The organism is Micromonospora globosa (assembly GCF_000717585.1).
Classification (GTDB): Bacteria; Actinomycetota; Actinomycetes; order Mycobacteriales; family Micromonosporaceae; genus Micromonospora; species Micromonospora aurantiaca.
Genome location: NZ_JNZR01000013.1, coordinates 92,927 through 118,363 on the forward strand (window position 1 = coordinate 92,927; position 25,437 = coordinate 118,363).

Consider the following 25,437-nt stretch of genomic DNA (forward strand, 5'->3'; position numbering starts at 1 on the left):
CATCGCTCCCACGTGGTGCGGTCGCCATCCTAGGTCAACTACTACCCGCCCTTAGTAGGGGCGGGTCAGCTTCGACGATCCAGAAAGTCAGGTTGGGGGAGAGCGCCAGCATGGTGGCATCGCCGACTCGCAACGGCGACGGACTGCGCCGGGAGTGGTGCGAGGCATTGCCGCGGTCCCGGTCGGCCGTGGTCGGGTCGCTCTGTGGCCCCGCGGTGACGGATTTTGAAGCGGGCCACCGCGATCAGCGCGACGATCATGCTCTCGTACGCGGTTCCCACTTGCTTCGCGCGGCGCGCGCCCAACCGTCGGCAGGGCGGCGATCCGGCCTTACGCCGCCCGCCGGGATTGGGTTGATTTTCGTCGAAGCCACGTCGACATTCGAACGTCGAGCTACCCGCGGTCTGCGCGGGCTGACTGCCGGGTGTCACGAGCGCCGCCAACTTCATCTCCATGAACGCCTGTGCGGTAACGGGGAGCTCGCACTGACTTGTGTCTGCGCGCGGCCTCGGCCCGTACCACCACTACCGCCGCTGCTGCCGGCCCGGGTTTGCTGAATTGTGACTGAAATTGGTGTGGGGCTACGTACGGCCGCCCAGGAAACGGCCATTCGGGTGAGTATGCGGCGATCGGCCAAGCAATTGAGCGCCAACAGCATTCCGATGTCCGGTTACGTCCCGAGGGTTCCGCTATAACTGCTCGTCCCATTGAGTGGCATGAGTAACTGGAGGTTCCGATCAGAGTAGCGATGTTCGAGGCTTATGCAGGTGGGAGCCCTTGGCATACGACGTACCCACCGGTAATGTCGGCGCGTCCGGTGCGGTTTCCGATCGCAAGTGGCGACGCCGCTCCGACCCGCCTAATCGTGATCTCATGAACCGGGGACCCAGGCAACACCGGGGTGAATCCGCGAGCCACGGCCCGCGGTAGGGCGTACTTCCCGCCCGAATCCGTCAGCTAACCCGGTAGGCGGCCACGGAAGGAGTGCCAGCCTCGTGCGAAACACCTCCCGATACTCCCCACGCCTCCACGGCATCGCGGTGCCGACACTCGCCTGACTGTGAGTCCCGGCAACTGCCCCCCAGCCCGGCCCACCGGGCGCTCCCCATCCCCGCGGCACCCCGCCCAGTCACAACGTGCGTGAGTTCCTCCGCGCGTCGGGCCGGCCTGTGCCGCTCCAGCCCGTGGAGGAACACATGAAGCACCACATGAAGCGTCAGCTGCGGCGTCTTGTGACCGAGCGCCCGTACAAGATCATCGCCGGCTCCGCCGCGGCGCTCGTGCTCGCCAGCGGCGTCGGCACGGCGCTGGCCGCCACCGATCACAACGCGCCCGTCCGCCAGGGGAACACCGCCGCCGGGCTGGCTCCGCGGCTCGGTGATGTCGCCACCCGCGGCGAGGCTCGCGTCGCCGCCGAGCCGTCGCCGTCAGCGAAGGACAGGGCCACGACCGACCCGGACGTGACCAAGAAGGCGAGGCCGAAGCCTCCGTCGACCAAGGTCCTCGACCACACCTACGAGGCGCAGACTGCCTACTGGAACTGCGGCCCGGCCGCTGTGCGCAACGCGCTCAGCGCGAGCGGCGTCGAGACCACCCAGGACGCGATGGTCGCCCCGCTGAACGCTGGCGAGAACGGCACCAACTCGGCGGAGGACACCACTCGCGGGCTCAACCAGATGGTCAAGGGCAACCCGTACCGGACGCACATGATCCCGGGCCAGGCCGCGACGCCGGCGCAGATCGACCAGCTCCAGGCCGACGTGGTCACCGCCATCACCGACGGCCGTGCCGTGGTCGCCAACACCGTCGGCTCCGCGACCGATACAGACGGCGGCTGGCACTCCTTCCCCGGCGGCCACTACATCGCCGTGGTCGGATATAAGGACGACGGCCGGACGGTGCGGATCGCCGACTCCGCCGACCCGAACATGGCCGCCTACTGGATGACCACCATCGACCTGGCGAACTGGATGGCCACCCGCGGCTACTCCGCCTGATCCCATCTCCGGCCCTCGGGCACCGGCTCGTTCGAGCCGGTGCCCGTCGCCTTTCGGTTCGCGCCCAGTAGCAGGCAGGACGGCACGTCGTGCGCCCTCTGGTATGGCTCAGCCGATCATCTTGTGCGGTCAGGTTAGGTGCCGCCCGACGCGGCGGGCAGGGGCGAACACGTACAGGTCCAGCATGCCGGGTGGGTTGGCCAGGCCGGGGCCGCCGGCGCGAAATCCGAACCAGCCCCTCTGTGGACTTTGGTGCGTCACCGATAACGGCATGACGCCGACACGGGAAACTCCATAGTGCCGCTCGCTGCTATAGGATTACGGCATGAGCACCCATGCTGAGCATGGGTGCCGTGACTTTGTGTCCGAATCCCTCGGACACAACATCTCCACATATTGATCATGGGTTGAACGGGCTCACTTGCCTGAGGCTCCTGTGGTCGGTGTACATCGTTCCTGATCGCAGATGATGCTGATCTTGTTTCTGTGCAGGAGCGCGGCCAGGTCATGCGGGTTCTGGGCGTCGCTGGCGAGGCCGGGATGTCCCATCAGTCGCGCGATGATGTGGTCTTCCCTGAGGTAGAGCATCTTGCGTCGGCCGTTGGTGGGCTGTTGGGTGCTGGTGTGGCCTTGGCGGCATCGGTAGCCCGGACGCTGGTTGATCCAGTGGGATTCCAGTCTTCGGCCGCATGGTGCGCAGCGCAGCAGGCCGGTGAACAGGTAGCGGCGGGCAGTCCCGTCGTGGCTGGCCACAACTGCACACCGTGCTGTTCGAGCAGGGGTGCCAGGTGCTGCAGCTGGTTGGCGGAGAATGCTCGTTCGTATTCGCCGACCACGATCGCGTCGAACCCACGGTGCGGATCGGGGAGCGCGGCCAGCAGCGCGGCGGCCTGCGGACGCTGCCGCCAGCCGCGGCGGCGCGAGCAGCCGGCATCGAAGTACTCGGCGACGATCAGCCCGTGACCGGCGACGAGTTCGCTGGCGCAGTCCCGCTGCCAGTGCCGGGACGTCACCCGGTCTTGATGCTCGATGGTCGACATCCGGCCGTAGAACGCAAACCGCAGACCACCCTGCCGCCGGACGCGCGGCTGCGCGCCGGCGTGCGGCTGGCTGTTGAGCCATCGGGTCATGGGATCCGCGGGATCGTCACTCTGGTGGTCCGACACGCCAACATTTCTACGAAGGATCTTCATGGTCGAGTCGGACAAAAAGTCCGCTGCGCTGGATGAAGGGCTGTCGGGCCGGAGCCGGTGGTAGCCGCCCGAACAAGGCGGTCCAGCTACGACCGCCCGATGCAGGCCGCGCCGACGAGTGGCCCACGGGACTTTCGAACGCGACGTGGTGACGCAGTGGTTCGCCGACCTTGAGATAAGCATCCGGGGCAGGACGGGAACCCGCACCCGCACGACGGCTGCGGCCGTGGAGTGTCGTAGTCTGCGCTGGTGACGTGGGACGGTCCGGCTGGTGCGATGCGCGGCTACCGCGCTGTCGCGGTGGCGGTCGTCGTCGCTGCGGTTCTGGTCCTGCACGCGCTGCAGTGCGCTAGGGGTCTGGACACTGCGACACCTTCGGCGGCTGCCAGTTCCACGACCTCCCTCGCTTCCTACGACGCGTCTGCGGCCCTGAACAGCCTCGCTGATGCCCTCGCCTCCGCCGATCCGGAGGCGACTGACGGGCATCATGCGCCGGCAGATGGCGGGAGCGTGGCCGTGACGGCCTGCCTGCTGTTGCTGGTGATCGGCGGCGCTGTCGTACTGGGGGCATTCCAGCGCTGGGTCCGCCGGCTACCTGTTGGCCGGGGGCTGCGTCACCGGCCGGTGAGCCGGCCTGTGACGGTCCGGCTGCTGTCACTGTTGTGCGTGTCGCGGGTGTAGAACCGGTTTGCGGTTGTGAGCCCGTGGCGGTCCACGCGTCCTGATACGTGGCCGGCTGAGTAGCCGTCGCGGGCCTTCGTTCCTGCCGAGTCTGCCAAACGTGGTCCTGGCCAGTCGGCCAGCAAGCTCGGCTGTCCCTTCGTCGGGTCTGAGGATGCCGTGAACGACACCGTCACTTACATGCTGGCCGTGCGCGGGTTGTGCTGCGACCGTGCGGAGAGCGCAGTACGGCGAATTTTGGAAGATCTGCCGGGGGTGCATCGGGCGCACGTGTCCGCAGCAGCGGGCCGCGCGGTGGTGGACGCCGACCCGGTCGTCGTCACCGCTCCCGTGCTGACCGCGGCGCTCGCCGCGTCCGGCTATCCGTCCCGGCTGGAATCGCTCTGATCTCCGGCCCGCCCGCCGCCTCCTGATCGGGGCGTGCGGTAGCGGGTTGACTCATTCGTGGAGAGTCGATGGCTGCTCTATCTGACAATCTGTTCACTCTTGCTCTCCTCGGCCACCTCACGGCCGTGATCGCCTTTGCCGCGGCCCAGGTGGCACCGCGGCGGGTTGCCGTACCGGTTCCTGCGACGGTGCCTGCGGCTGCCGTCCCGACGATGGCTGCCGTGTCGCGCCGGGTTGCCATCGGGCGCGTCGTCGGCCTGGGCGCGGTCGGGGCGGCCGCGGCGGCGCAGGCCGGCAGCCTGGTCGCCCGGGCGGCCGCGGCGGGGCGCGTGCCGTGGGGAAACATGTACGAGTTCATCGTGGCGGTGACCCTGGTCGGGGTGCTCGCCTGGCTGGTCCTGGCGGTCCGGCGCCCCGCGTTGCGGCCACTGGGCCTGTACGTCGCGGTGTGCGCGTTGGTGCTGCTCGCCGCGGCGGGCCTGCACGTGTACACGCCGGCGGGTCCGCTGGTACCGGCGTTGCAGTCGGTGTGGCTGGCGGTGCACGTCAGCGCCGCCGCAATCGCGTCCGGGTTGTTCCTGATCGGGTTCGTCGCTGCCGTGGCCCTGCTGCTACGGGCGCGTTATGAGCGACGGGGCACGCCGAGATCGGGGGATCTGCGTGACACCTTGGCGGCGCGGCTGCCCGCGATGGCGGTGTGGCGGCGGCTGTCGTTCCGGATGCACGGGGCGGGCTTCCTGGTGTGGACCTTCGCGGTGATGGCCGGAGCGGTGTGGGCGGAGGCGGCGTGGGGCCGCTTCTGGGGCTGGGACCCGAAGGAGACGTGGGCGTTCATCTCCTGGGTGGTGTATGCGGCCTACCTGCACGCGAACGCGACCGCGAGTGTGCGGGCCACCACCGCGGCGTGGGTGGCGGTGGTGGGCTGGGCGACGATGATGTTCAACCTGTTCGCGGTGAACCTGGTGATCTCTGGTCTGCACTCCTACGCGGGGGCCTGAGCCGTGGTCAGCCGCTACTTGACGGGGTTTGCGCCGCGGCCCGCGGCGGTTGTCGCACCTGCGTGCGGCGCGGAGCTCTCCTCGTCGTGCGGCGCGGCGGCGGCCGAGAGCAGCCGGGCGAACAGCTGGGCGGTGCGGGCGCCGGTCATGCCGGTGCCCGTGAACCGGTGGGTCACCCCGTTGACGTGTTCGATCGTGACGGTGATGCCGCCGTTGGCCTGCTCACTGCGGGCCGCGCTGATGTCCCGTACGTGGATGGCGGAGCCGGGGTGGCGCTCGGCGCGCCAGAGCAGCACTGCGGCGACGGCTGCACCGATGCCGCCGGCGATGATCAGGCCGACTGTCGCGGCGGTGGCCCACAGGCCGACGGCCGGGCCGATCGCGTGGCCGACACCGATGGAGATGGCAGCGAGGCCGAGGCCGAGCATCACCGCTCCGGCGGACCAGTGCAGCAGCCTCCGCCAGCGGGTGGCGGCGGGGGTGATCCACACCGTGGTGTCGTCGGAGCGGAGGCTGGCGGTCTCGCCGGAGTCGAGCGCAACGGGGAACACCTTCACGCCGCTACCGTACGTCACGCAGAGAGAGGGCGGACAACATGCCTGGCTTCCCGAGCGGCTATCGTCGGGGCGTGTCGCCCTGGCTTCGTCCCCGCTGGCTCGTTGGCCACGTGCTCGTCGGTGTGGTCGCGGTGGTGTTCCTGCGGCTGGGCTGGTGGCAGTGGCAACACGCGCGGCAGGGCAACACCCTCAGCTACGGGTACGCGTTGCAGTGGCCGCTTTTTGCCGCCTTCGGGGTCTTCTTCTGGGTCAAGGTGGTGCGCGAGCGGTTGAGCCACGCCGACGTCCGACGGCAGGGGGGCAGGCCGCAGGCAGCGGTGCCGTCGCTGGGTCACAGCTGGCGCTTCGAGCGCAGCGACCCGGACGGCGCGGCGCCGGCGCGGATGACGCCCGCCGCTGTGACGCAGACCGACGCCCAGGATCCGCAGGTGGCCGCCTACGAGGACATGCTGCGGTGGCTCAACGACGACCCCCGCCGGCACGTCTCGGACTACCCGGGCTTCCAGGACCGCTAGACCTCGACACCTCGAACGCGCCGCTGCCGGCACGGTCCCGTCGCACCGGCGTCGATGACGGCTGCCGGCTCAGGCAAATGCCGCCAGCGGTCTCCGCGGCGCCGAGCCTGCTGACAGATGTCCGCATCGACACCGTGCCGCCACCACCGCGCCGCTGCGCAGACAACCACCTGCGGCCGCGCCTGTGCGAAGGTCGTCACTCCAGTGCCGTGAGGCGTCCCGCCGGCGGCTCCCGCCACGCTGCTCTCCGGCTGCCCGCGGACGCGGCCGCGCCCGATAGGCAGCTCCTGGCGTCGGGCCTCGCCTCGACGACCATGCGTGGTTCTGCCGGCCGCTGCTCGTCGAAGTCACGCCTCGACCGTCGGTCGCGGCCCACGCGTGGGCGTCCTCGACCGGTGGCGGACGAGCGCCGCTGCGGTGTGCTTCCGCCCGGCCCGCCTTGCCAGCCGACCGGCATGGCTAGCGACGGCCCGTGCGGCCGAACACCCGACGTTGACCACGAGGACCAGGAGGGTCTGTGAACATGAGTACGCCGGCGACAGCCGGGCACGACGATCCGGCGGCCGGGGACGTGACGGTGCGGCCGAGGCGGATACGGCAGATCAGCCTGGGCGCCGCAGCGGTGATCCTGGCGATCAACGTGTACGCGGGGCTCACCTTGAGTGGAACCACCTCCAACGGGGGAAAACTGTTTCCCGCCGACCGGTGGGCAGTCATCGGGGTCGGGGTGTTATTCACCGGGCTGACCCTGCTGCCGTGGCGGCTGCGGGTGCAGGCCGACGTCGAGCGGGTGCGGGTGCGCAACCTGCTCGGTGATGTCACCGTGCCGTGGCAGGTGGTGGAGCGGGTTCGGTTCGACCGCAAGGCGGTGTGGGCGTCGCTGGATCTGGTCAACGGCGACGTGGTGCCGCTGCTGAGCGTGCAGGTGATCGACCACGCGGACGCCGTCGCTGCCGTCAGACGTCTGCGAACCCTGCTCGCCGCCGCCCGGGCCATGGATGCGGACGGGGCCGGTTCCGTGGCGCCACCCGCCGAGGGCGGGCCCGCCGTTGAAGGGGCGGCCCCTGCTGCGGGGGATCGATCCACCTCCAGTTGAGTTGCACTTATTGCAATGTGAGCATATGTTGGCTCGGTCGGTCGACAGGAGGGGCAGCCGGGCATGGGCGAGGGACACGACCACGGGCAGCAGATCATGCGCGCCGGTGAGAAGCACCGGGGCCGGTTGTGGGCGGCGTTCGCCCTGCTGGTCGCTTTCATGCTGGTCGAGGCGGTCGCGGCGTGGTTGACCGGTTCGCTGGCGCTGCTGTCGGATGCCGGGCACATGTTCACCGACGTGCTCGGCATCGGCATGGCGCTGGCGGCGATCACCGCAGCCAGCAAGGCCTCTCACGACGGGCAGCGCACATTCGGGTTGTATCGGATGGAGGTCCTCGCCGCGCTGGCCAACGCGGTGCTGCTGTTCGGCGTCGCCATCTACGTGCTGGTGGAAGCGGTGCGCCGCTTCTCCGCGCCGCACGAGGTGCTGGCCGGGCCGATGCTGGTCGTCGCGGTGGCCGGCCTGGTGGCCAACATCGCGGCATTCTTCCTGCTGCGTTCAGGCTCGGAGGAGAGCCTGAACGTGCGCGGCGCCTACCTTGAGGTGCTCGGCGACCTGTTCACCTCGGTCGGCGTCATCGTCGCCGCTGGAATCATCGCCCTGACCGACTGGTGGTACGCCGACCCGATCATCGCGGTGGCGGTGGGCCTGTTCATCCTGCCCCGCACCTACAAGCTGGGCCGGGCCGCGGTGCGGGTGCTGGTGCAGGCCGCCCCGCCGCACCTGGACGTCGCGCAGGTCCGCGACGCCCTGGCCGCGGTCGACGGCGTCGCCGACGTGCACGACCTGCACGTCTGGACCCTGACCTCGGGGATGGAGGTCGCGTCGGCGCATCTGATCCTCGCTCGCGACAGTGACCTGGCGGGGGTCCTGGCCGCGTCCCGGCAGGTGTTGCACGATCGGTTCTCCATCGAGCACGCGACCCTGCAGGCCGAGCCGCAGGGCGCCGACGGCGTCTGCGACGCAAGCGGTTGGTGATGGTTTGTGGGGAACTTTCCGCTGCCTCTGCGCGACTATCTGAGGAATGACCCGCTAGCTGGGAGTCCGGCCTTGACCCGCACGTACCGTTTCGTCCTGCCCGTCCGTGTTGCTGCTGCCCTCTGCGTGGCCACCGCCCTGCTCGTGCCGGCCACGCCGGCGTGGGCACACAACGCCCTGCGCGACTCGACGCCGGCCGCCAACGCCCGTCTGGCCGCCGCCCCGCAACAGATCGAGCTGATCTTCGTCGAACGGCTCGATCCGCGGTTCACGACCATCGCGGTCACCGCCCCGGGTGACGTTGCCGCCGTCGCCGGCAAGCCGGCCGTGTCGGGTACCCGCGCCACCCAGCCGCTCAAGTCTGACCTGCCCGCCGGCAGGTACACGGTGGCGTACCGGGTGGTGTCCGTCGACGGGCATCCGGTGCAGAGCTCCTACACGTTCACCGTCACCGCGTCGGCGTCCCCGCTCGCGGCATCCGCACCGCCGGCGTCGGCCCTCACCACACCGCCGTCGGTGCCGGCGACCACTGCCGCTTCCTCGGCCGCCGCCGCTGATGGCGCCCCGAGCATGGGGGTCGGGCTGGTGGCGGTGCTGCTCGCGCTCGTGGCGGCCGGGGCGGGTCTGCTGCTGTGGCGCAAGCGGGCGGCCCGGCGATGAGCATGCAGAGCGTCGTGCGGCGTCCGGTGCTGGTGCCCGTCGGCACTGTCCTCGTCGCGGCCGCGGTCGGAGCGGCGCTGTTGTGGTGGGGTGGCGGCGCGGTACCCCAGACGGTGCCGGGCCTGCCGGACCCGGGCCCGACCACCGCGTGGATCCTGCCGGCCGCCCGGTTGGGCATGCAGGTCGGTGCGGTCATCACCGTCGGGCTGCTGCTGGCCGTGGTGATGCTGTCGCCCCGCGACGACGAAGGTCGCCTGTCGGCCCTGGGCTACCGCCGCCTGCGCGCTGCGGCATTCAGTGCTGCCGCCTGGGCGGCGGCGTCCGCGGTGGCGGTCTGCTACACCCTGGTCGACCTGTTCGGGCTGCCCGCCGCCCAGGTGTTGTCCGTGCGGGCGGTGCTGCACTTCGCCCTCAGCGTGGCGCTCGGGCAGGCGCTGGCCCTCAGCGGCGTCCTCGCGTTGCTCGTGGCGCTGATCGCCGCCAGGAGCCTGCGTCCGGGCGGTGCCCTGGCGGCGTTGTGTATCGCGGTGGCGGCGACGATCCCGCCGGTGTTCACCGGGCACGCCGCCGGTTCCGGCAACCACCAGATCGCGGTGTCCGGGCAGCTGCTACACGTCATCCCGGTCACCCTGTGGGCGGGGGGTCTGTTCGCCCTGGCCGTCACCGCCCGCGGGTCGACCGCCGACCTGGCCGTCGCGGTGCGCCGGTTCTCGCCGCTCGCGCTGGCCTGCCTGGTCGTCGTCGGCGCCTCCGGCCTGGTGTCCGCCGCCACCCGCCTGTCCGCCCCGGCGGAGTTGCTGACCACCCGTTACGGGCAACTGCTGCTGGTCAAGATCGCGGCGCTCGCCGCGGTCGGGGTGGCCGGGCTGCTGCACCGCCGCCGTTCGATGCCCGCCCTGTGCGCGGGGCGGCGGCGTCCGTTCCTGCGGGTGGCGGTGGTGGAGACGCTGCTGTTCGCCGCCACCCTCGGCGCCGCCGTGGCGCTGTCGCGTACCCCCGCACCGCTCGGTGAGGTGGAGGAGGACTCGACGGCGGCCCTGCTCGGTTTCCCCATGCCGCCACCGTTGAGCATCGAGACCGTGGCGAGGCTGTGGCTGCCCGACCCGCTGATCATCGCCGCCGCGGTGGCCGCCGCCGGGCTGTACCTGGCCGGGGTGTGGCGACTGCGCCGCCGCGGTGACACGTGGCCGCCCGCCCGCACCGCGCTGTGGCTGGCCGGCTGCGCGGTGATCGTCATCGCCACGTCCAGCGGCCTGGCCCGTTACGGACCGGTGTTGTTCGCCGTGCACATGGTGCAGCACCTGCTGCTGATGATGGTCGCCCCGATCCTGCTGGTGCTCGCCGGGCCGGTCACCCTCGCCCTGCGCGCGCTGCCCCCGTCGACCGACCCCCGGTGGCCCGGCCCCCGTGAGTGGCTGCAGACCGCCCTGCACTCCCGGGTCTCCCGCGCGCTGACCCATCCAGTGGTCGCGCTGGCCCTGTACGTCGTGAGCCTGTACGTGCTCTACTTCACCGGCCTGTACGAGCTGGCGGTCCGTTCCCACGCCGCGCACCTGGCCATGATCGGCCACTTCCTCGGCGTCGGGTACCTGTTCTTCTGGACCGTGATCGGCATCGACCCCGCCCCCCGGCGGGTGCCACACCCGCTGAAGGCGATCCTGGTGCTGATCAGCATGGTGCTGCACGCCTTCCTCGGTGTGGCGCTCATGCAGTCGGGCGGCGTTCTCGCCGCCGACTGGTGGACCGCCCTCGCCCGTCCCTGGGGGCCCACTCCACTTCAGGACCAGCGCAACGCCGGCGGGGTCGCCTGGTCCTTCGGGGAACTGCCCACGGTCATCGTGCTCGGCGCCCTGATGCTGCAGTGGATCCGCGCCGACGAGCGGGAAGCCCGCCGCCGTGACCGCGCGGCCGACCGCGCCGAAGCGGAGGGCCGCGAGGACGACGAACTGGCCGCCTACAACCGCATGCTCGCCGGACTCGCCGAACGAGACCGGCAGGTTCCCCGGTGAACCGCCGCCCGCCGAATGCCGGTGCCGGGAACCGGCAGCGGGCGATCAACGACTACCTGTCGACGACGGCACACGAACGAGGCAGAAAGTTGGTTCGGATGAGACACCGATGGGCGATCGTCGCACTGGCCGTCACGGCCGCCACCGTCACGGCGGCCAGCCCCGCGTGGGCCCACACCGACGCGAAGCTGACGCCGGCGCGCGCGGGCGCCGCCAACGCCGTGCTGTCCGTCGACGCCGAGGCCGAGTCCCGCACCGCCGGCACCACCTCGGTGCAGGTCTACCTGCCCGAGGGCATCGCCGCGTCAGACATCACCCTGCTCAAGGCCCCGCCCGGCTGGAAACTGTCCACCACCACGCCGAACAGCTACACCGTCGCCGGACCGGCCGTCCCGGTCGGGCAGGACGCCGAACACCAGGTACGCGTGCGGCAGCTGCCCAACACTGCGCAGGTGTCGTTCAAGATCCTGCAGAAGTACAGCGACGGACGTATCGACCGGTGGATCGAGGTGCCCAGCTCCGCCAACCCGGAGCCGGCCAACCCCGCCCCGACCGTGAAACTCGCCGCCGCCCCGACCCCCAGCCCGACCGGCTCCGCCGTCGAGGCGAGCAGCCCGAGCGTCGCACCTGCCACCGACGCCCCGATCACCGATGGACCTGCCGCGAGCACTCAGCAGGACGCCGGTAACGGCGGGGTGTGGCTGGTCGTCGGGATCGTCCTGGCGCTGCTGGCCGCCGCCGGCATCGTGGTGTCGTTGCGGCGACACCGGCCCTGAGTGCGGCGACCTGGTCGGGCTCGGGCGCTGATGCCCTTCGTGGACACTTCCACCGATAGGATCCGTCCCGTGCCGGTGCGGTGGCGGGACCCGGTCAGTCGACGCGATGGCCTGCGTCTGCGCGAGCTGCTCTGCTTCCTCGTCGCCGCGGTCGTCGCGATGATCGCGGCCCACGGGACGCTCGACGTGGCCGCGGCGAGTGTCACTCACCCGTCCCCGTCCTCGACGGCCCTGCACGCCCAGCCCTGCCCGGACGAGCGGCCCGGCCACGTCACGCGCGCCTGCCCGGCGGAATCGCCCCGCACACTTCCCGTCGCCGAGCCTGCCAGCCCCACCCTGAGGTGCCCGCCCGTGCGGCCCTCAGGCGACCTACCGCATGTAGACCAGCGGCGCGTTTCTGCAACTGCTCGGCGGCGGTGTTCTTGAGCACGACTGAGCGGTGATTCTCGGCGGCTCTGATCCCGTGGCGATGACACCAGCAGCTACGTGCGCACTGGGACAGATGCGGCTGAGCAGCGCCGGGGACAGCCGCTCACCACGGCACCGGGCATAGACAAGCCCGCCAGTGCCACTGGCGCTGGTGACCTGGCGCTTGCCAGTACGCGCTACAACCCGGCGAGGGTGTACAGCCCGAGGAACCCGACGAAGAACAGGGCGGCCGTCCACGGGGTCTCGGGGTGTTCGTGAGCCTCCACCAGAAGCTCTTCGGTGACCAGGTACAGCAGGGCAGCAGCACCGAAGGCCAGCACAGCGGCCAGGACCCCACGGCTGGCGCCGCCGAGCAGTGCCGCACCGCCGATCGCTCCTGCAGCGGTCGCCAGACCGAGCGCACTCGGAATCATGGCGGCCCGCACCCGGCCCGCACCTCGCTTGGCCAGTGCGGCGCTCACCGACAGGCCGAGGAACAGGACCTCCAGGGTGAGTGCGATCGTGAGGATGACGCCCTGGCTCTTTCCGAGGGTGACGCCCAAGCCGACGAGCAGGCCGTCTACGAGCAGGTCGACACCGACCGCGGCCAGCAGCCCGGCGGGGACACCGATGGGGCGGGTGGCCTCCACCCGGCGGGAGTAGGCCCCCAGAGCCAACAGCAGAACCACGCCGGCGGTGAACGCGCCCACCACGATCAGCAGGTGGCCTTCTCGGCGCAACTCCGGCAGCAGCTCGCCAGCGAGCGCGGCGAACACCACTCCGGCGGCGAAGTGCTGGATTCCGCTGGAGACCGCCGGGCCGGGAGTCCTCAACGTAGCGATCACCGCGCCTGTCACGGTGGCCACGACGGGAAAGGCCACCAGGATCGCTGCCGTGCCGACTACGTTCACAGGCGTCCTCTCCTGTCCTCGACCCAGAGCGCGAGGCGCCGTCAGGGCACCCTGGTGTTCGTGCCCGGCGATTGGTCGGCCAAACCAGCGCGGCTCGGTCCCACCGACTTTGAGCAGCTTCGGGAGGCGCGCTCGATGACGCGGCGGTCGTGATCGCTGCCGTCGTGGTGTCTGCGAGCATGGACTGTTCCGTAGCTGGTGGTCTGGAACAGGTGGAGGTGGGGGCATGGCGACGGATCTGGTCGGCGCCCTCGCCGGGGCGTCGTTGGCCGCGTTCGCGCTGGCCTGGATGTCGGCGGTGGCCGGCCCCGGCGGCGGTGTGCTGCTGCTGCCCGTGTTCACCGCGCTGTTCGGACTGCGGTGGCACTGACTCCCGCGACCCTGCTGGGCGCCTGGGTGGGCAAGAAGACCGTGGGGCGGATCAGCGACCGACTGTTCGTCGCCGTCGTGGGGGTTGGTCTGATCGCCGCCGGCGTGCTGTTTCTGGCCGGCTTCTGACGTCACCCGAGCCGGCTACTCCTCATCCGCGTCTCAGGTGAGGTGTTGCCGGACGCGGCGGGGCGGGGTGAACGCGTAGAGGTCGAGCACGCCGGGTGGGTCGGCCAGGCCGGGGCCGCCGGCGCGGATCCAGGCGGCGATGTCGTCGCTCGCGTCGGTGTCGTTGATCAGGCCGAGCCAGCCCGGTCGCCCGCCGGCGCGGCGGCCGGCGGGGAGGGCTGTACGACGATGACGTTGGCGTGCGCGCAGGTGTCGAGGCAGTCGCTGACCCGTACCACAGCGACGTCGGCGACTGCCGCTTGCAGCTGGGCCAGTTGCCCGGCGTGGTCGAACCCGGCGGAGGTGCCGCAGCAGCAGCCCTGGCAGACCGTGACGGTGCAACCGGCCGTCGCGCCGCCGTCCCGGCCGCGGCGGCTCACGGCGCCCCTTCGGTCTGGGCGCGTCGCCATGCGGAGGAGGCGAGTAGGCGTAGGCCGTTGAGGCCGACGATGACGGTGGAGCCTTCGTGCCCGGCGACACCCAGGGGGAGGGGTAGGTTGCCGAACAGGTCCCAGCAGACCAGCACGGTGATGAAGGGTGCCGGCGATGATCAGGTTCGCCGTGACGAGGCGGCGGGCGCGCCGGGACAGGGCGGTCGCGCTGGGCAGGGTGGCCAGGTCGTCGCGGACGAGGACGGCGTCGGCGCTGGAGGGCAAGGTCGGAGCCGCCGCGGCCCATGGCGACGCCGAGATTGGCGGCGGCGAGGGCGGGTGCGTCGTTGACGCCGTCGCCGACGAGCAGCACCCGCCGGCCGCTGGCCTGTACGGCGCGCACCTGGTCGACCTTGTCCTGCGGCAGCAGCCCGGCGTGCACGTCGGTGATCCCGGCCTCCGCCGCCAGGTGCCCGGCGGCGCCGGCGTTGTCACCGGTGAGCAGCATCGGCCTGGCCCCGGTGAGGCGGGTCAGCGCGATGACGGCGTCGGAGCGGATCCGGTCGGCCAGGGCAAGCACCCCGACGGGCGTCCCGTCGACGATCACCACCATGGCGGTGTGGCCGGTGGCCTGCGCGTCGGCGGCCACGGCCCGGGCCTGGGCCACGGCCATGGGCGTGAGCTCGTCGAGCAGGACCGGCCTGCCCACGGCCACCTGCCGGCCGTTGACCACCGCGCGTACGCCCCGGCCGGGCACGGACGTGAAGTCGGCCGCCGCCGGCACCGGCAGCCCGTGGTCCTGCGCCGCCGCGAGGACCGCGGCACCGACGGGGTGTTCGCCTGGCGTGCTCGGCCCCGGCGGCAAGCCGCAACACCTCCTCCGGGCGGGCGTCGCCGATGGGGTGGATGTCGACGACGCGGGGATGGCCTTCGGTGAGGGTGCCGGTCTTGTCGAACGCCACCCGCTCGGGGTCGGCGAGGTGTTCCATCACCACGGCGGACTTGACCAGGACGCCGTGGCGGCCGGCGAGGGCGATCGCGGACAGTAGCGGCGGCATCGTGGCGAGGACCACGGCGCACGGCGATGCCACGATCATGAACGTCATCGACCGCAACAGCGTCGAGCGCAGGTCGGCGCCGAAGAGCAGGGGTACGGCGAACAGCGCCAGGGTGGCGACGACCACCGCGATCGAGTACCGCTGTTCGACCTTCTCGATGAACAGCTGCGTCTTGGCCTTGGTCGCCGACGCCTGCTCCACCAGGGCGACGATGCGGGCGATCACGGACTCGCCCGCTTCACGGTGCACGCGTACGACGAGCGTGCCGGTGCCGTTGAGGGTGCCGGCGAACACCTCGTCGCCGACCGACTTGCCCGCAGGCAGCGGCTCCCCTGTGATGGTGGCCTGGTCCACCTCGCTGATGCCGTCGACGACGACCGCGTCGGCGCCGATGCGCACACCCGGGCGGACCCGCACATGGTCACCGAAGCGCAGCTCGACCGTGTCCACCACTGTCTCGCCGCCGTCGGGGTCCACCCGCGTCGCCTGCTCGGGCTGTGGATCCGGGTCGGGGCCGCCGTGGCCGTCCTCGCCGCCGGCGGCGCGGCCCTGTACGCCTGGCAGCGCCGACGCAGGGCCTGAAGGGCAGACCATCCCGTCATGCAGTCGGAACGGCAGGGCAGCGGCGGGGCGGATAGGATCTCCGCGATGAGACGCTGGCAGATGACCACGGCGCAGCGAGGCGACGGACGCCTCAGCCGCGTCGTCTGCCTGCTCCTGGTTGTCCTCGTGGCGCTGATCGCCGCCCACCCGGTCACCGGCGCCAGCGCGGCGCGCAGGCACACCCAACCGCTGGCCGGTGTCAGCGTGGCTCACCACGGCCAGGACTGTCCCCAGGACCGCCCCAGCCATGCTGAGCAGGCCTGCCCCACCCAGTCGTCGAGCACTACCCCGGTCACGGCCTCACTCATCCGGCCGTTGACTCTGACGAGCCGGCGACTGCCTCCGTTGCCCGCCGAGCGGATCCATCAGGATGACCCGGGGACCCATCTGTGTCCTCGCCTGACACAGTTGGCGGTGTCCCGCACGTAAGAGCCACTCCGCGTGGCATGGCTTCGGCGGCGCAGGCAGCCTGCCTCGCCGCCGCGAGCGGGAACCGGGTATCGCCATGGCTGTCGTGGCGGGCGACCGCCCCGGACAGGCACTGCCCGCGCTGGCCGGGTGTGCTTCCGGCCCCCGCATCCCCTGCCCGCGTCGCGTTCCTGAGCGGGTTAGGGCGATGGGTACGCGTCAGCCACCTGCTGCTCACCGGCTCCATTCGACTGGAGCCGTCCAGGAACATCGGCATGTCTTCCGCCCATCGGGCGCATCCCCCACTCCCACTAGTGAGAGGCATCGTGATGAGAGCTTCCAAGTCCTCTGCCCGTACCCGACCGGCGAAGGCCGTCGCGGTGCGCCCCGGCCGGCCGTGGGGCGTCATCGCCGTCGTCACGGCGGTGAGCGTGCTCGGCGTGGCGATCATCGGCTACGCCGCGGTCGCCACGTGGCAGGGCACCCGGCCCTGGGCGCAGCGTCTGACCGGCCTGTCCGGCGTGACGGATTACGCGTCGAAGAAGCCGGCGTGGCTGGCTAGTGAGCACAAGAGCGGCCCGCTGACCTACGAGGTGACCCCGTCGGTGGGTGGCAGCCACAACAGCGCGTGGCAGAACTGCACCGGCGACGTTTACGACGCGCCGATCGCCGCCGAGCACGCCACCCACAGCATGGAACACGGCGCGGTGTGGATCACCTACCGGTCCGACCTGCCCGCCGACGAGGTGCAGCGCCTGGCCGGGCGGGTCCGCGGCGTCGACTACATGCTGCTCAGCCCGCACGACAACCTCGACGCGCCGATCTCGCTACAGGCGTGGGGCTACCGCCTCACCGTCCCCTCCGCCGACGACGAGCGGATCGACGAGTTCATCCGCGCGGCCCGGGTCAACGCCGGACCCGAGCAGGGCGCGACGTGCTCGGGTGGGATCACCGCCACCGGCACGACGCCCCGTGACCTTGCCCCTCAGGGCCAGTAGGGGCCAGCCATGGACAACGCGCAAACACCCCCGCAACCCCAGCCGGACCCGCCGGCGAGTCGCCGCTGGTGGCCGCTCGTGGCCGCGGCCCTCGTCGTCTTCGCCGTCGGTGTCGCCGTGGGACTGCTCGTTCCGGCCGTGCGGGCACCCGGCGACACGTCCGCCGACGCCGGCTTCGCCCGGGACATGGCAACCCACCACGCCCAGGCCGTGGAGATGTCGATGATCGTGCACGCCCGTACCGACGATCCCGAGGTCGCCACCCTCGCCATGGACATCGCACTCACCCAACAGGCGCAGATCGGCATCATGCGGACCTGGCTGACCCAGTGGGGCCTGCCACCGACCGGCAGCCAACCGGCCATGGCCTGGATGAACGACATGAACGGCATGGACCACGGCGGTGCAGACGCGACCGGCGCCGCACCCATGCCGGGCATGGCGACCAAGGCCGAGATCACCCAGCTGCGCGAGACCACCGGCCGGAACCTGGACATCAGGTTCGCCGAGCTGATGATCCGCCACCACCGCGGCGGACTCGCCATGGTCGAGGCGATCCTGGCCGCAGAGCCCCGCCCGGAAGTCCGCGACCTGGCGGCGCGGATGCGCGCCGGCCAGCAGGCCGAGATCACCGCTTTGCAGAAGCTGCTGGACCGGCTGCACTCCACCGCCTCCACCGATGCGTCCACCAACTGACGCGTCGCTCGGCCCCGCCGCCCAGGCCGCCGGCGGGTACGCGCCTCGCCTCCGCCCGCACCCTGGCCACCTGGCTCGGTCCCGCATCAAAGTGGGCCATGGCTGGCGGGGCGTTGGCTGTCCTGCTGGCCGCCGGATACCGCCGGCGCGCGGCACTGATCCGTGCGCGAAACGCCCGCTTGGGCGGCATGGTGATGAACCGCTGACCGCCGGCCCGCCTCGGCGTGGTCGACGTACCGTCAGGACGTGGCCGGCGGTCCGACCGATTCCAACGGCGGAGTCCTGGTCAGCGTGCCCGGCCGCCGCGACGGGTTGGCGCGCAGGGGGAGGGAGCGGGTATGGCCAGCGCGCGGGTGCGGACGGCGCCTGGGCGCCGCGTCGAGCGGGCCCGGCGACCGCACGTTGCGCTGGCCGTCGTGCTGATCCTTGCCGGGGTGTTCGCTACCGGCGCCGGGCTCGGCAGCAACGGCAGCGGCAGCGGCCTGTTGGGCTGGTTGCCTTTCGTCGGTCAGCGGGGCAGCGCGGAGGCGTTGGGTCCGAGCCGGCCGGTGCGGATCAGCATTGACGCGATCAAGGTGAACGCGGCGGTGGGGCCGGTCGGCGTGGCGGCCGACGGGTCCATCGCCGTGCCCCCGCTGTAACGGGCCGACGACACCGGCTGGGCGACCTGCGTAAGGGCTCCCGCGTCGAGATCACTCGGGCTCACCGTTCGGTCGCGGTGTTCGCGGTCACCTCGGTCGAACGGTTCGACAAGAACCGCCTGCCCGCAGACCGGGTCTACGGCGGCGACGGCGGGCCCGGGCTCCGCCTGATCACCTGCGGCGGCGCGTGGATCGGCGGAAGCGTCGGCTACGCCGACAACACCATCGCCTTCGCCTCGCTGGTCGGCTCGCGCCAGCGCTGACCGAGCGGGGTCCCCGGGACCGGCCCGCCGTGGTGTGGCCCGGTCAGATGCTGATCTGGCCCGGCCCGACCGTGGCCCGTAGCCAGATCATCAGGTCGGTCCACGCTCCGGTGAGCAGCGCGAGCCCGATCGCGACGAGCAGCGCACCGCCGAGGCGGGTGACCCACCGGTGGTGGCGGCGCACGAAGCGGGTGAGGGTCAGCGTGCGCCGCAACCCGAGGCCGACGAGCAGGAACGGCAGGCCCAGGCCGGTGCAGTAGGCCAGGGCGAGGACGGTGGCCCTACCGGTGGTGGATTCCACCGCCGCCAGGCCCAGCACTGCGCCGAGGGTGGGGGACACGCACGGCGTCCAGGACAGGCCGAACGTCGCGCCGAGCACGGGTGCGCTGGCGATCCCGGCGGACGGGAGCCGGGTGGCGCGGACCTGCCGTTGCAGCAGCGGGAACGCCCCGAGGTAGCCGGCGCCGAGGAGCACGGTCAGCGTCCCGGCGGCGATCTCGATGGTGCGCGCGTTGGTCACCAGGGCGCGGCCGGCGGCGTTGAACGCCACGGCCACGGTGACGAACACGACGGCGAACCCGGCGATGAACCCGAGCGTGCCGGCCACGACCCGCGCCCGCGCCCGCCGCCGGGTCGCCACGGCGACAGCGCCGGCCGCCGGGGGCGGGGTGGGCTGCGCCGCGGCGTCGAGGTCGGTACCGGCTAGGCCGGTGACGTAGGACAGGTAGCCCGGCACCAATGGCAGGACGCAGGGGGATAGGAAACTCACCAGTCCCGCCGCGGCGGCGACGGCCATCGCGGCCAGGAGGGGCCCGGTCGCGGCGATGGCCGCGAACTGCTCGCCCATGTCAGCCGGCTCCGGCCGACGTGCGCGCCACGGAGTCCGGTTCCACCAGTCGCGGCATGTGTCCTCCCTCAGGTCGCGCTGGCTGCGCAACGGTCATCGTCTCACGCCGCTACTACCTTTCGTAGTATGGGGTGTGCCGTCCGCGCACTGGGACGGCTTGCCCCGCAGGGGACGCCGACCGGCCCGCCGCGCGGGTCGGCTGTTGCGGCGCGCCCGGACGCGGCCGGTGTCGCGCGCCCGTGGCCGTCAGATGCACAGCACCCTCCGTCGTGGTGGCGGCCGCGCAGGTCGTGGCGGCGATCCTGGATTCCTCCCTTCGCCGCAACCGGAGGATCTAGCCTGAATAACAGTCTTCTGGTCGGACGGCAGTGATCGATGAGCCTGTCCCCGCCGCACCCCCTGAGCCCGCCGCGCTGCTCGACCTTCCGCTGACCACGGTCGCGGTGGCGCTGCCAGTCGACCACCGCTCGGTGGCAAAGGTGAGGGAGGCGCGGTGGCAGGTGCCGGCGGCCGGGCGGCCGGCTCGGAGAGCACCCTGGAAGTCCAGCTTTCAGCGGTGCTGCCGGCCGCGCAGGACGAGCGGGATCAGTGCGTGCAGCGGCTGCGGGAGCGGCTGTCCGGGACACGGGGGCTGCGCGACGCGCACGTGCACGACCGCGACGGGCAGGCAGTGGTGTGCGTGCACTACGACCCCGTCGTGCTGCCGCTGGACCGGCTGCGTCGGGTGGTGTCTCAGACCGGCGCGCAGGTCAGCGACCGCTACCGGCATGCGTGGCTCCGGGTGACCGGGATGGACTGCGGTGACTGCTCTGCGAGCATCGAGCACGTCCTCACCCGCCAGAACGGGGTGCTGGCCGCCTCGGTTAGTTACGCCGCGGAGCGGCTGCGGGTGGAGTTCGACAGCGACGTCGTGTCGTTGGACGACCTGGTCCGTCTGGTGCGCGCCATGGGCTACGGCGTGGAGGTCCCGCGCCGGCGAGGGTGGGTGCGCACCCGCGCGGAGCTGCTGTTGGCGCTGGCCGCCGGCGTACTGCTCGCGATGGGCTTCGCCGGTGAGACGTTCCTCGACTGGCCCGCCACGGTTGTCGTGGTCGCGTACGGGCTGGCCTATCTGACCGGCGGATTCACCGCGGCACGGCACGCGGCGGCCGCCGCGGTGCGGCTACGGCTGCAGATCGACGCGCTGATGGTCGTCGCGGCCGTCGGCGCTGCGGTCGTCGGGGCCTGGGCCGAGGGCGCGCTGCTGCTGTTCCTGTTCAGCCTCGGCCACGCGCTCGAGCACCGGGCGATGGGCCGGGCCCGCCACGCGATCGAGGCACTCGGGACGATCACCCCGCACACCGCCAGGGTTCGCCGCGAGGGCACTGAGACCGAACTCGACGTGCGGGAGGTGCTGCGCGGCGACGTGGTCATCGTCCGGCCCGGCGAACGCGTACCGGTCGACGGCAGCGTGCGGGGCGGGCGGTCGACGGTCGACCAGAGCCCGATCACCGGCGAGAGCACTCCGGTCGACAAGGCGCCCGGCGCTGCGGTGTTCGCCGGCACGGTCAACCACGACGGCGTCCTGGAGGTCGAGGTGACCCGGCTGGCCGGGGAGTCCACCCTGGCCCGGGTGGTCACCATGGTGCAGGAGGCCCAGACCCAGAAGTCCCCCACCCAACGGCTCACCGAGCGCTTCACCGCGGTGTTCGTACCCGCCGTGCTGCTGCTGGCCGCGGCGGTCATCGCGGTGCCGCCGCTGCTGGGCTGGCTGACCTGGCAGGTGGCGTTCCTGCGCGGCATGGCGGTCCTGGTGGCCGCGTCGCCGTGCGCGCTGGCCATCGGCACGCCGGCGGCCGTGCTGTCGGGGATCGCTCGCGCCGCCCGAACGGGTGTGCTGGTCAAGGGCGGCGTGCACCTGGAGAACCTGGGCCGGGTCGACGCGATGGCCTTCGACAAGACCGGAACGCTCACCAGCGGGCACCCCGTTGTCACCGATGTCCGCCCCGCCGCCGGCGTCGACCCCGCGGCCCTGCTCAGCACGGCCGCCACCGTGGAGAGCCGGTCCACCCACCCCCTGGCCCGGGCTGTCGTGGCGGCGGCGCAGGGCCTGCCACTGGGCCGGGCAGGCGAGGTCACCATCGCCGCCGGGAAAGGGATCACGGCGGCCGTGGACGGCCGGCAGGTCCGGGTCGGCCGCCCCGGGTATGTCCTCCCGTCGGACCCGCCTGACGAGATCCGCGGTGCGGTCGCCGAACTGGAGGCCGCCGGCAGGACGGTCATCGCCGTCGACGCCGACGGGCACCTCCTCGGCGTGCTCGGGCTGGCGGACCAGCCCCGAGACGGCGCCAAACCCATGCTGCAGCAGCTACGGCGTCTCGGTGTCACGTCGCTGGTCCTGCTCACCGGCGACAACCCTCACGTCGCCGCGGATGTCGCCCGCAGCCTGAGCCTCACCGACTACCGTGCCGGGTTGCTGCCGGAAGACAAGGTCGACGCCATCGCCGGCCTGACCCGCCAGCATCGTGTGGTGGCCATGGTCGGCGACGGCGTCAACGACGCTCCCGCGCTTGCCCGCTCCACCATCGGCATCGCCATGGGCACCGCAGGAACGGACATCGCCCTCGAAACCGCCGATGTCGCCCTCATGGCCGACGACCTGAGCAAACTTCCCGCCGCCGTGGGGCTCGGCCGACGCTCCCGGCGGGTCATCCGCCAGAACCTCGCCGTCGCCCTGTGCGTCATCGCGGTCCTGCTACCCGCCGCCGTCCTTGGGATCGCCGGTATCGGCGCCGCCATCGTGGTCCACGAAGGCAGCACCCTGGCCGTTGTCGCCAACGCGCTGCGGCTGTTGCGATGAGATCAGGGCACTGACAGCACGAGAGTCGGTCGCGGTGACGGCGGACAGGGTTTGCCTGAAGCCCGGCCGGCCCGGACCCCGCAGCGAGCCCGTCAGGCCTATGGGTCACACCACGAGCCTCACCGTCTCGTAGCGCCGCATGTAATCGCCGTCGCCTACCTCTACGGCGACTCCCGGACGGCCCACTGGCACTCTCCTCCGGGCGCCTGATCCCGACATCAAGGACGTACCGAGCCGGAGACCTCAGGGGTGCCGGGACCCGTCGCCCGCGAACATCCGGACCTGCCCACCTGTCCCGGTGTCCGGTTTCGTCCGGTTACCGGGATCCCGGGCGGGCCGGCCCGCCCGGAATGCCGGCCGGGCGGCCGTGGTTATGACTCCCGTACGCCCGAGCACCCCCGCCCGGGCGTATCTCTTTGGGCGGCCCGCACCCCGATCTGCTGGCCGTCCTTTCCCCCAGGTGAAAGGTGAGCATCAATGACTACTGTTACTCGTTGGCTCCCGGCCATCACTCAGACTTCGGTTGTTCGTAAGGCCGCGCTCGGTGTCGCCGGGCTCGCGTTCGCCGGTGGCGCGATCGCCGGTCCCGCGACCGTGGCGCACGCCGCGCCGGTGTCGGCCGGCAAGCCGGCCACCGTGGCGCAGGAGCGTGACGGCGGCAAGGAGCTGGACTTCACGTACAAGTTCCAGGAGACCTACTTCTACTGCGCGCCGGCGGCGACCAAGATGGCGCTGTCCGCGCTCGGTAAGGACCTGAGCCAGGACGAGCTGGCCAAGAAGCTGGCCACCACCGAGGCGGGCACCAACTCCGCCATCGAGACCACCCGGGTGCTCAAGGAGGTCACCGGTAAGGACTACCGCACCGTCGAGATCCCCGGCCAGAAGGCCAGCAAGGCCGAGACCGACCGGCTGCGCAACGACGTCGTGCGCAACATCGACGGCAAGCGGCCGATGGTGGCCAACATCAAGGGCACCTCGGTCGACACCGACGGCCACGCTCACTCCTACGAGGGTGGGCACTACATCGCCGTGGTCGGCTACCGCGACGGCGGGAACACCGTGAAGATCGGTGACTCCTGGTCCGACGAGGGCCAGTACTGGATCAGCACCGACAAGCTGGCCAACTGGATCGCCTCCCGCGGCTACTCCGCCTGACCTGAGCGTGAACAACGATGGGGCCGGCCCGACAAGGGCCAGCCCCATCGTCGTATCCACCACCTCAGGTCTGCCGAAAGGAGACCAGGGTGCCGATGTTGGCGCGGGGCGGGCGCGCCATGTGCGGGGACCTACCGCAACGGCCCGGGCCGCGGTCTGACACGCGGTCACGCCGCGCGGACCGCCAGAGGGGTGCGCGGAGACCGGGATCTCGAAGTCGGGCCCGACGGCACCACCCGCAACGAGTTGCCGACCCGCAGCGTCCCGCCGGAATGGAACCCGCGCCCCATCCGCGACGGCTGACCCGGAAAGGCGCAGATCTGCGCGACCCACCCACCGCCTGCCATTCGGCCGGAAATGCCTCCCGTAACTGGTTCCCGAATCAGCCGAAATTGCGCTCACATCGGTGCGGCGCGGCGAGAATGTGGCGAAGGGAAGCCATGAACGGGGGGACGCAGTATGCAGTTGAGGCGGCGATTGACGCTGATGGCCGCGACCATCGTGGCCACGCCACTGGTCCTGGCGGGGTGCACCGCCGACCGCACGCCCGGCGCACGACCCGCGGACGGGCGGGCGCCGGAGTTGACCGTGACACCCGCCGACCAGACGCGGGATCTGCCCATCACCGTCGAGGTGGGTACCGCCGTCAAGGGCGGGCGGATCACGGCTGTGCGGATCACCGACGACAGGGGGATACAGGTCAAGGTGGAGCCGCGTGAGGACGGGTCGGCGTGGGTGCCGAGCGCCCCGTTGCAGCCGATGCGCACCTACACCGCCGAGGTCGCCGCCACCGGCGACGCCGGGAAGAGCACTACCCGGAAAACCACCTTCACCACGATGCCGAAATCGTCAAAACCGGCGGTCACCAGCACGTTGTATTTCGCCGGAAACCAGACGTACGGCACGGCGATGCCGGTAACCGTCGCGTTCGACCCGCCCATTGCCAAAGAGGCCAGACCGGATGTGCAGCGCCGGTTGTTCGTGAAGACGGATCCGCCGCAGCCGGGGGCCTGGTCGTGGCTGGAGGACGGCAGTCAGGTCTATTACCGGGCGCCCGATTTCTGGCGGCCCGGCACAACGATCAGCGTCCGGGCCGGGCTGCAGGGCCTGCCGATCGGCAAGGACCGGATCGGCGATGCGGACCGGACCGCCACCTCCAAGATCGGCCGGCAGGTGGCGTTGGATGTCGACAACGCCACCAAGAAGATGTCGGTCTACCAGGACGGGAAGCTGATCCGCAAGATCCCGGTCAGCCTCGGCAAGCCGAGCACGCCGACCTCCAGCGGCAAAATGGTGATCATGGAGAAGCACCAGCAGACGACGTTCGACACCCGCGGCGAGCCGAACGGCGGCTACGTGGTCGACGTCGAGGACGCCCAGCGGCTCACCTGGGGCGGCGAGTTCATCCACGGGGCGCCGTGGTCGGAGGGCGACCAGGGCTACACCAACGTCTCGCACGGTTGCACCAACGTCTCAGCGGCCGCCGCGGACTGGCTGATGGGCATCACCCAGGTCGGTGACCTGGTCACGTTCAAGGGCACCGAGGTGCAGCTGCAGCCGGGCAACGGGTGGACGGCCTGGAACGTCAGCTGGGACGACTTCGTCAAGGGCAGCGCCCTGCCCGTACCGGCCGGGCTCCAGCCGGCGCAGGTCAGCCCGGCCAACCCGGGCGCCGTAGCCGGCGGATCACCCGCACCGGCGCCGTCCCTCTCCGGCGGCTGATCCGGGCCTACAGGACCGGTCCGCCACCCGGTGGGCCGGTCCTTTGCCGTACCCGCGGCGCGCGATCCAGCGGTACCGGGCCACGCCCGCAGCGACCACTCCGCCTGCCATGAGCGTTCGAAACGATGGAACT

The 25,437-nt window shown here is 71.5% G+C and carries 22 protein-coding genes, 3 pseudogenes and 1 riboswitch; of the genes and pseudogenes, 18 read left to right on the forward strand and 7 right to left on the reverse strand.

Annotated features, from left to right (window positions below):
* The first annotated feature begins 846 nt into the window (after positions 1–846).
* A riboswitch (cyclic di-AMP (ydaO/yuaA leader) is annotated at positions 847–987 on the forward strand.
* A gap of 209 nt (positions 988–1,196) precedes the next feature.
* The gene (locus tag IF06_RS0114400; protein WP_036310744.1) at positions 1,197–1,997 is read left to right on the forward strand and encodes a C39 family peptidase; all 801 of its coding nucleotides are present in this window, start codon (positions 1,197–1,199) and stop codon (positions 1,995–1,997) included.
* A 417-nt stretch (positions 1,998–2,414) separates the two neighbouring features.
* Here IF06_RS0114400 and IF06_RS34330 read toward each other — a convergent pair whose 3' ends face one another.
* Positions 2,415–2,750 carry a zinc ribbon domain-containing protein gene (locus IF06_RS34330; RefSeq protein WP_230650663.1) on the reverse strand — a complete coding sequence of 112 codons (336 nt, stop codon included), beginning with the start codon at positions 2,748–2,750 and terminating at the stop codon, positions 2,415–2,417.
* Positions 2,751–2,761: 11 nt separating this feature from the next.
* On the opposite strand from IF06_RS34330, the gene IF06_RS34335 reads away from it, so the two are divergent.
* The 4 genes from IF06_RS34335 to ccsB all read left to right on the forward strand — a co-directional run bounded on the left by IF06_RS34335 (position 2,762) and on the right by ccsB (position 5,256).
* Positions 2,762–3,226, forward strand: coding sequence for a hypothetical protein (locus IF06_RS34335; RefSeq protein WP_225319833.1), 465 nt, complete (start codon positions 2,762–2,764; stop codon positions 3,224–3,226).
* 213 nt (positions 3,227–3,439) lie between these two features.
* Positions 3,440–3,871: a hypothetical protein gene (locus tag IF06_RS0114410; protein ID WP_030271542.1), complete on the forward strand. Its 432-nt coding sequence runs from the start codon at positions 3,440–3,442 to the stop codon at positions 3,869–3,871.
* Between the two features lie 159 nt (positions 3,872–4,030).
* On the forward strand, positions 4,031–4,258 hold the full coding sequence (locus IF06_RS33120; protein WP_082171188.1) for a cation transporter: 228 nt from the start codon (positions 4,031–4,033) through the stop codon (positions 4,256–4,258).
* Between the two features lie 68 nt (positions 4,259–4,326).
* Positions 4,327–5,256: a c-type cytochrome biogenesis protein CcsB gene (ccsB, locus tag IF06_RS0114420; protein WP_030271546.1), complete on the forward strand. Its 930-nt coding sequence runs from the start codon at positions 4,327–4,329 to the stop codon at positions 5,254–5,256.
* Between the two features lie 14 nt (positions 5,257–5,270).
* On the opposite strand, the gene IF06_RS0114425 is transcribed toward ccsB, so the two are convergent.
* Positions 5,271–5,813: a hypothetical protein gene (locus IF06_RS0114425; RefSeq protein WP_123111663.1), complete on the reverse strand. Its 543-nt coding sequence runs from the start codon at positions 5,811–5,813 to the stop codon at positions 5,271–5,273.
* A gap of 71 nt (positions 5,814–5,884) precedes the next feature.
* Between IF06_RS0114425 and IF06_RS0114430 the strand changes: the two genes are divergently transcribed.
* The 6 genes from IF06_RS0114430 to IF06_RS0114455 all read left to right on the forward strand — a co-directional run bounded on the left by IF06_RS0114430 (position 5,885) and on the right by IF06_RS0114455 (position 11,847).
* Positions 5,885–6,328, forward strand: coding sequence for a hypothetical protein (locus tag IF06_RS0114430; RefSeq protein ID WP_030271549.1), 444 nt, complete (start codon positions 5,885–5,887; stop codon positions 6,326–6,328).
* 622 nt (positions 6,329–6,950) lie between these two features.
* Complete coding sequence (locus tag IF06_RS0114435; RefSeq protein ID WP_167796919.1) at positions 6,951–7,424, forward strand: PH domain-containing protein; 474 nt, start codon at positions 6,951–6,953, stop codon at positions 7,422–7,424.
* Between the two features lie 63 nt (positions 7,425–7,487).
* On the forward strand, positions 7,488–8,402 hold the full coding sequence (locus tag IF06_RS0114440; protein ID WP_030271552.1) for a cation diffusion facilitator family transporter: 915 nt from the start codon (positions 7,488–7,490) through the stop codon (positions 8,400–8,402).
* A gap of 72 nt (positions 8,403–8,474) precedes the next feature.
* Positions 8,475–9,062, forward strand: a complete 588-nt coding sequence (locus IF06_RS0114445; RefSeq protein WP_063778292.1) for a copper resistance CopC family protein — start codon at positions 8,475–8,477, stop codon at positions 9,060–9,062.
* Positions 9,059–11,071: a cytochrome c oxidase assembly protein gene (locus IF06_RS0114450; protein ID WP_030271556.1), complete on the forward strand. Its 2,013-nt coding sequence runs from the start codon at positions 9,059–9,061 to the stop codon at positions 11,069–11,071. Before IF06_RS0114445 ends, IF06_RS0114450 begins: the two co-directional genes overlap by 4 nt.
* Before the next feature lie 98 nt (positions 11,072–11,169).
* The gene (locus IF06_RS0114455) at positions 11,170–11,847 is read left to right on the forward strand and encodes a DUF1775 domain-containing protein (RefSeq protein WP_030271559.1); all 678 of its coding nucleotides are present in this window, start codon (positions 11,170–11,172) and stop codon (positions 11,845–11,847) included.
* 605 nt (positions 11,848–12,452) lie between these two features.
* Here the strand turns inward: IF06_RS0114455 and IF06_RS0114460 are convergent.
* A complete protein-coding gene (locus tag IF06_RS0114460; protein ID WP_030271561.1) occupies positions 12,453–13,166 on the reverse strand; it encodes a ZIP family metal transporter in 714 nt (237 codons plus the stop codon).
* Positions 13,167–13,392: 226 nt separating this feature from the next.
* Between IF06_RS0114460 and IF06_RS33620 the strand changes: the two genes are divergently transcribed.
* Positions 13,393–13,536 carry a hypothetical protein gene (locus IF06_RS33620; protein ID WP_157551500.1) on the forward strand — a complete coding sequence of 48 codons (144 nt, stop codon included), beginning with the start codon at positions 13,393–13,395 and terminating at the stop codon, positions 13,534–13,536.
* A gap of 295 nt (positions 13,537–13,831) precedes the next feature.
* On the opposite strand, the gene IF06_RS32140 is transcribed toward IF06_RS33620, so the two are convergent.
* The 3 genes and pseudogenes from IF06_RS32140 to IF06_RS34870 form a co-directional block, all read right to left on the reverse strand.
* Positions 13,832–14,083 (reverse strand): hypothetical protein, encoded by a 252-nt coding sequence (locus tag IF06_RS32140; RefSeq protein ID WP_225319877.1) that lies wholly within the window; start codon positions 14,081–14,083, stop codon positions 13,832–13,834.
* Positions 14,084–14,408: 325 nt separating this feature from the next.
* Positions 14,409–14,858 (reverse strand): annotated as a pseudogene (locus IF06_RS34865) (HAD-IC family P-type ATPase); the annotation flags it as partial.
* Positions 14,859–14,964: 106 nt separating this feature from the next.
* A pseudogene (locus IF06_RS34870) lies at positions 14,965–15,984 on the reverse strand (HAD-IC family P-type ATPase); the annotation flags it as partial.
* Positions 15,985–16,472: 488 nt separating this feature from the next.
* On the opposite strand from IF06_RS34870, the gene IF06_RS0114495 reads away from it, so the two are divergent.
* The 3 genes and pseudogenes from IF06_RS0114495 (at position 16,473) to IF06_RS33130 (ending at position 18,741) form a co-directional block, all read left to right on the forward strand.
* Positions 16,473–17,141: a DUF3105 domain-containing protein gene (locus tag IF06_RS0114495; protein WP_082171189.1), complete on the forward strand. Its 669-nt coding sequence runs from the start codon at positions 16,473–16,475 to the stop codon at positions 17,139–17,141.
* A gap of 9 nt (positions 17,142–17,150) precedes the next feature.
* Positions 17,151–17,837 (forward strand): DUF305 domain-containing protein, encoded by a 687-nt coding sequence (locus IF06_RS0114500; protein WP_047890780.1) that lies wholly within the window; start codon positions 17,151–17,153, stop codon positions 17,835–17,837.
* Positions 17,838–18,175: 338 nt separating this feature from the next.
* A pseudogene (locus tag IF06_RS33130) lies at positions 18,176–18,741 on the forward strand (class F sortase).
* A 43-nt stretch (positions 18,742–18,784) separates the two neighbouring features.
* Here the strand turns inward: IF06_RS33130 and IF06_RS0114510 are convergent.
* Positions 18,785–19,588: a cytochrome c biogenesis CcdA family protein gene (locus tag IF06_RS0114510; RefSeq protein ID WP_030271575.1), complete on the reverse strand. Its 804-nt coding sequence runs from the start codon at positions 19,586–19,588 to the stop codon at positions 18,785–18,787.
* A 493-nt stretch (positions 19,589–20,081) separates the two neighbouring features.
* On the opposite strand from IF06_RS0114510, the gene IF06_RS0114515 reads away from it, so the two are divergent.
* The 3 genes from IF06_RS0114515 to IF06_RS0114525 all read left to right on the forward strand — a co-directional run bounded on the left by IF06_RS0114515 (position 20,082) and on the right by IF06_RS0114525 (position 25,304).
* Entirely contained in the window at positions 20,082–22,427 is a 2,346-nt protein-coding gene (locus IF06_RS0114515; protein ID WP_052166178.1) for a heavy metal translocating P-type ATPase, read from the forward strand.
* Positions 22,428–22,904: 477 nt separating this feature from the next.
* Positions 22,905–23,582: a C39 family peptidase gene (locus IF06_RS0114520; RefSeq protein ID WP_047890781.1), complete on the forward strand. Its 678-nt coding sequence runs from the start codon at positions 22,905–22,907 to the stop codon at positions 23,580–23,582.
* Between the two features lie 459 nt (positions 23,583–24,041).
* Complete coding sequence (locus tag IF06_RS0114525; protein WP_030271581.1) at positions 24,042–25,304, forward strand: L,D-transpeptidase; 1,263 nt, start codon at positions 24,042–24,044, stop codon at positions 25,302–25,304.
* Positions 25,305–25,437 lie beyond the last annotated feature (133 nt).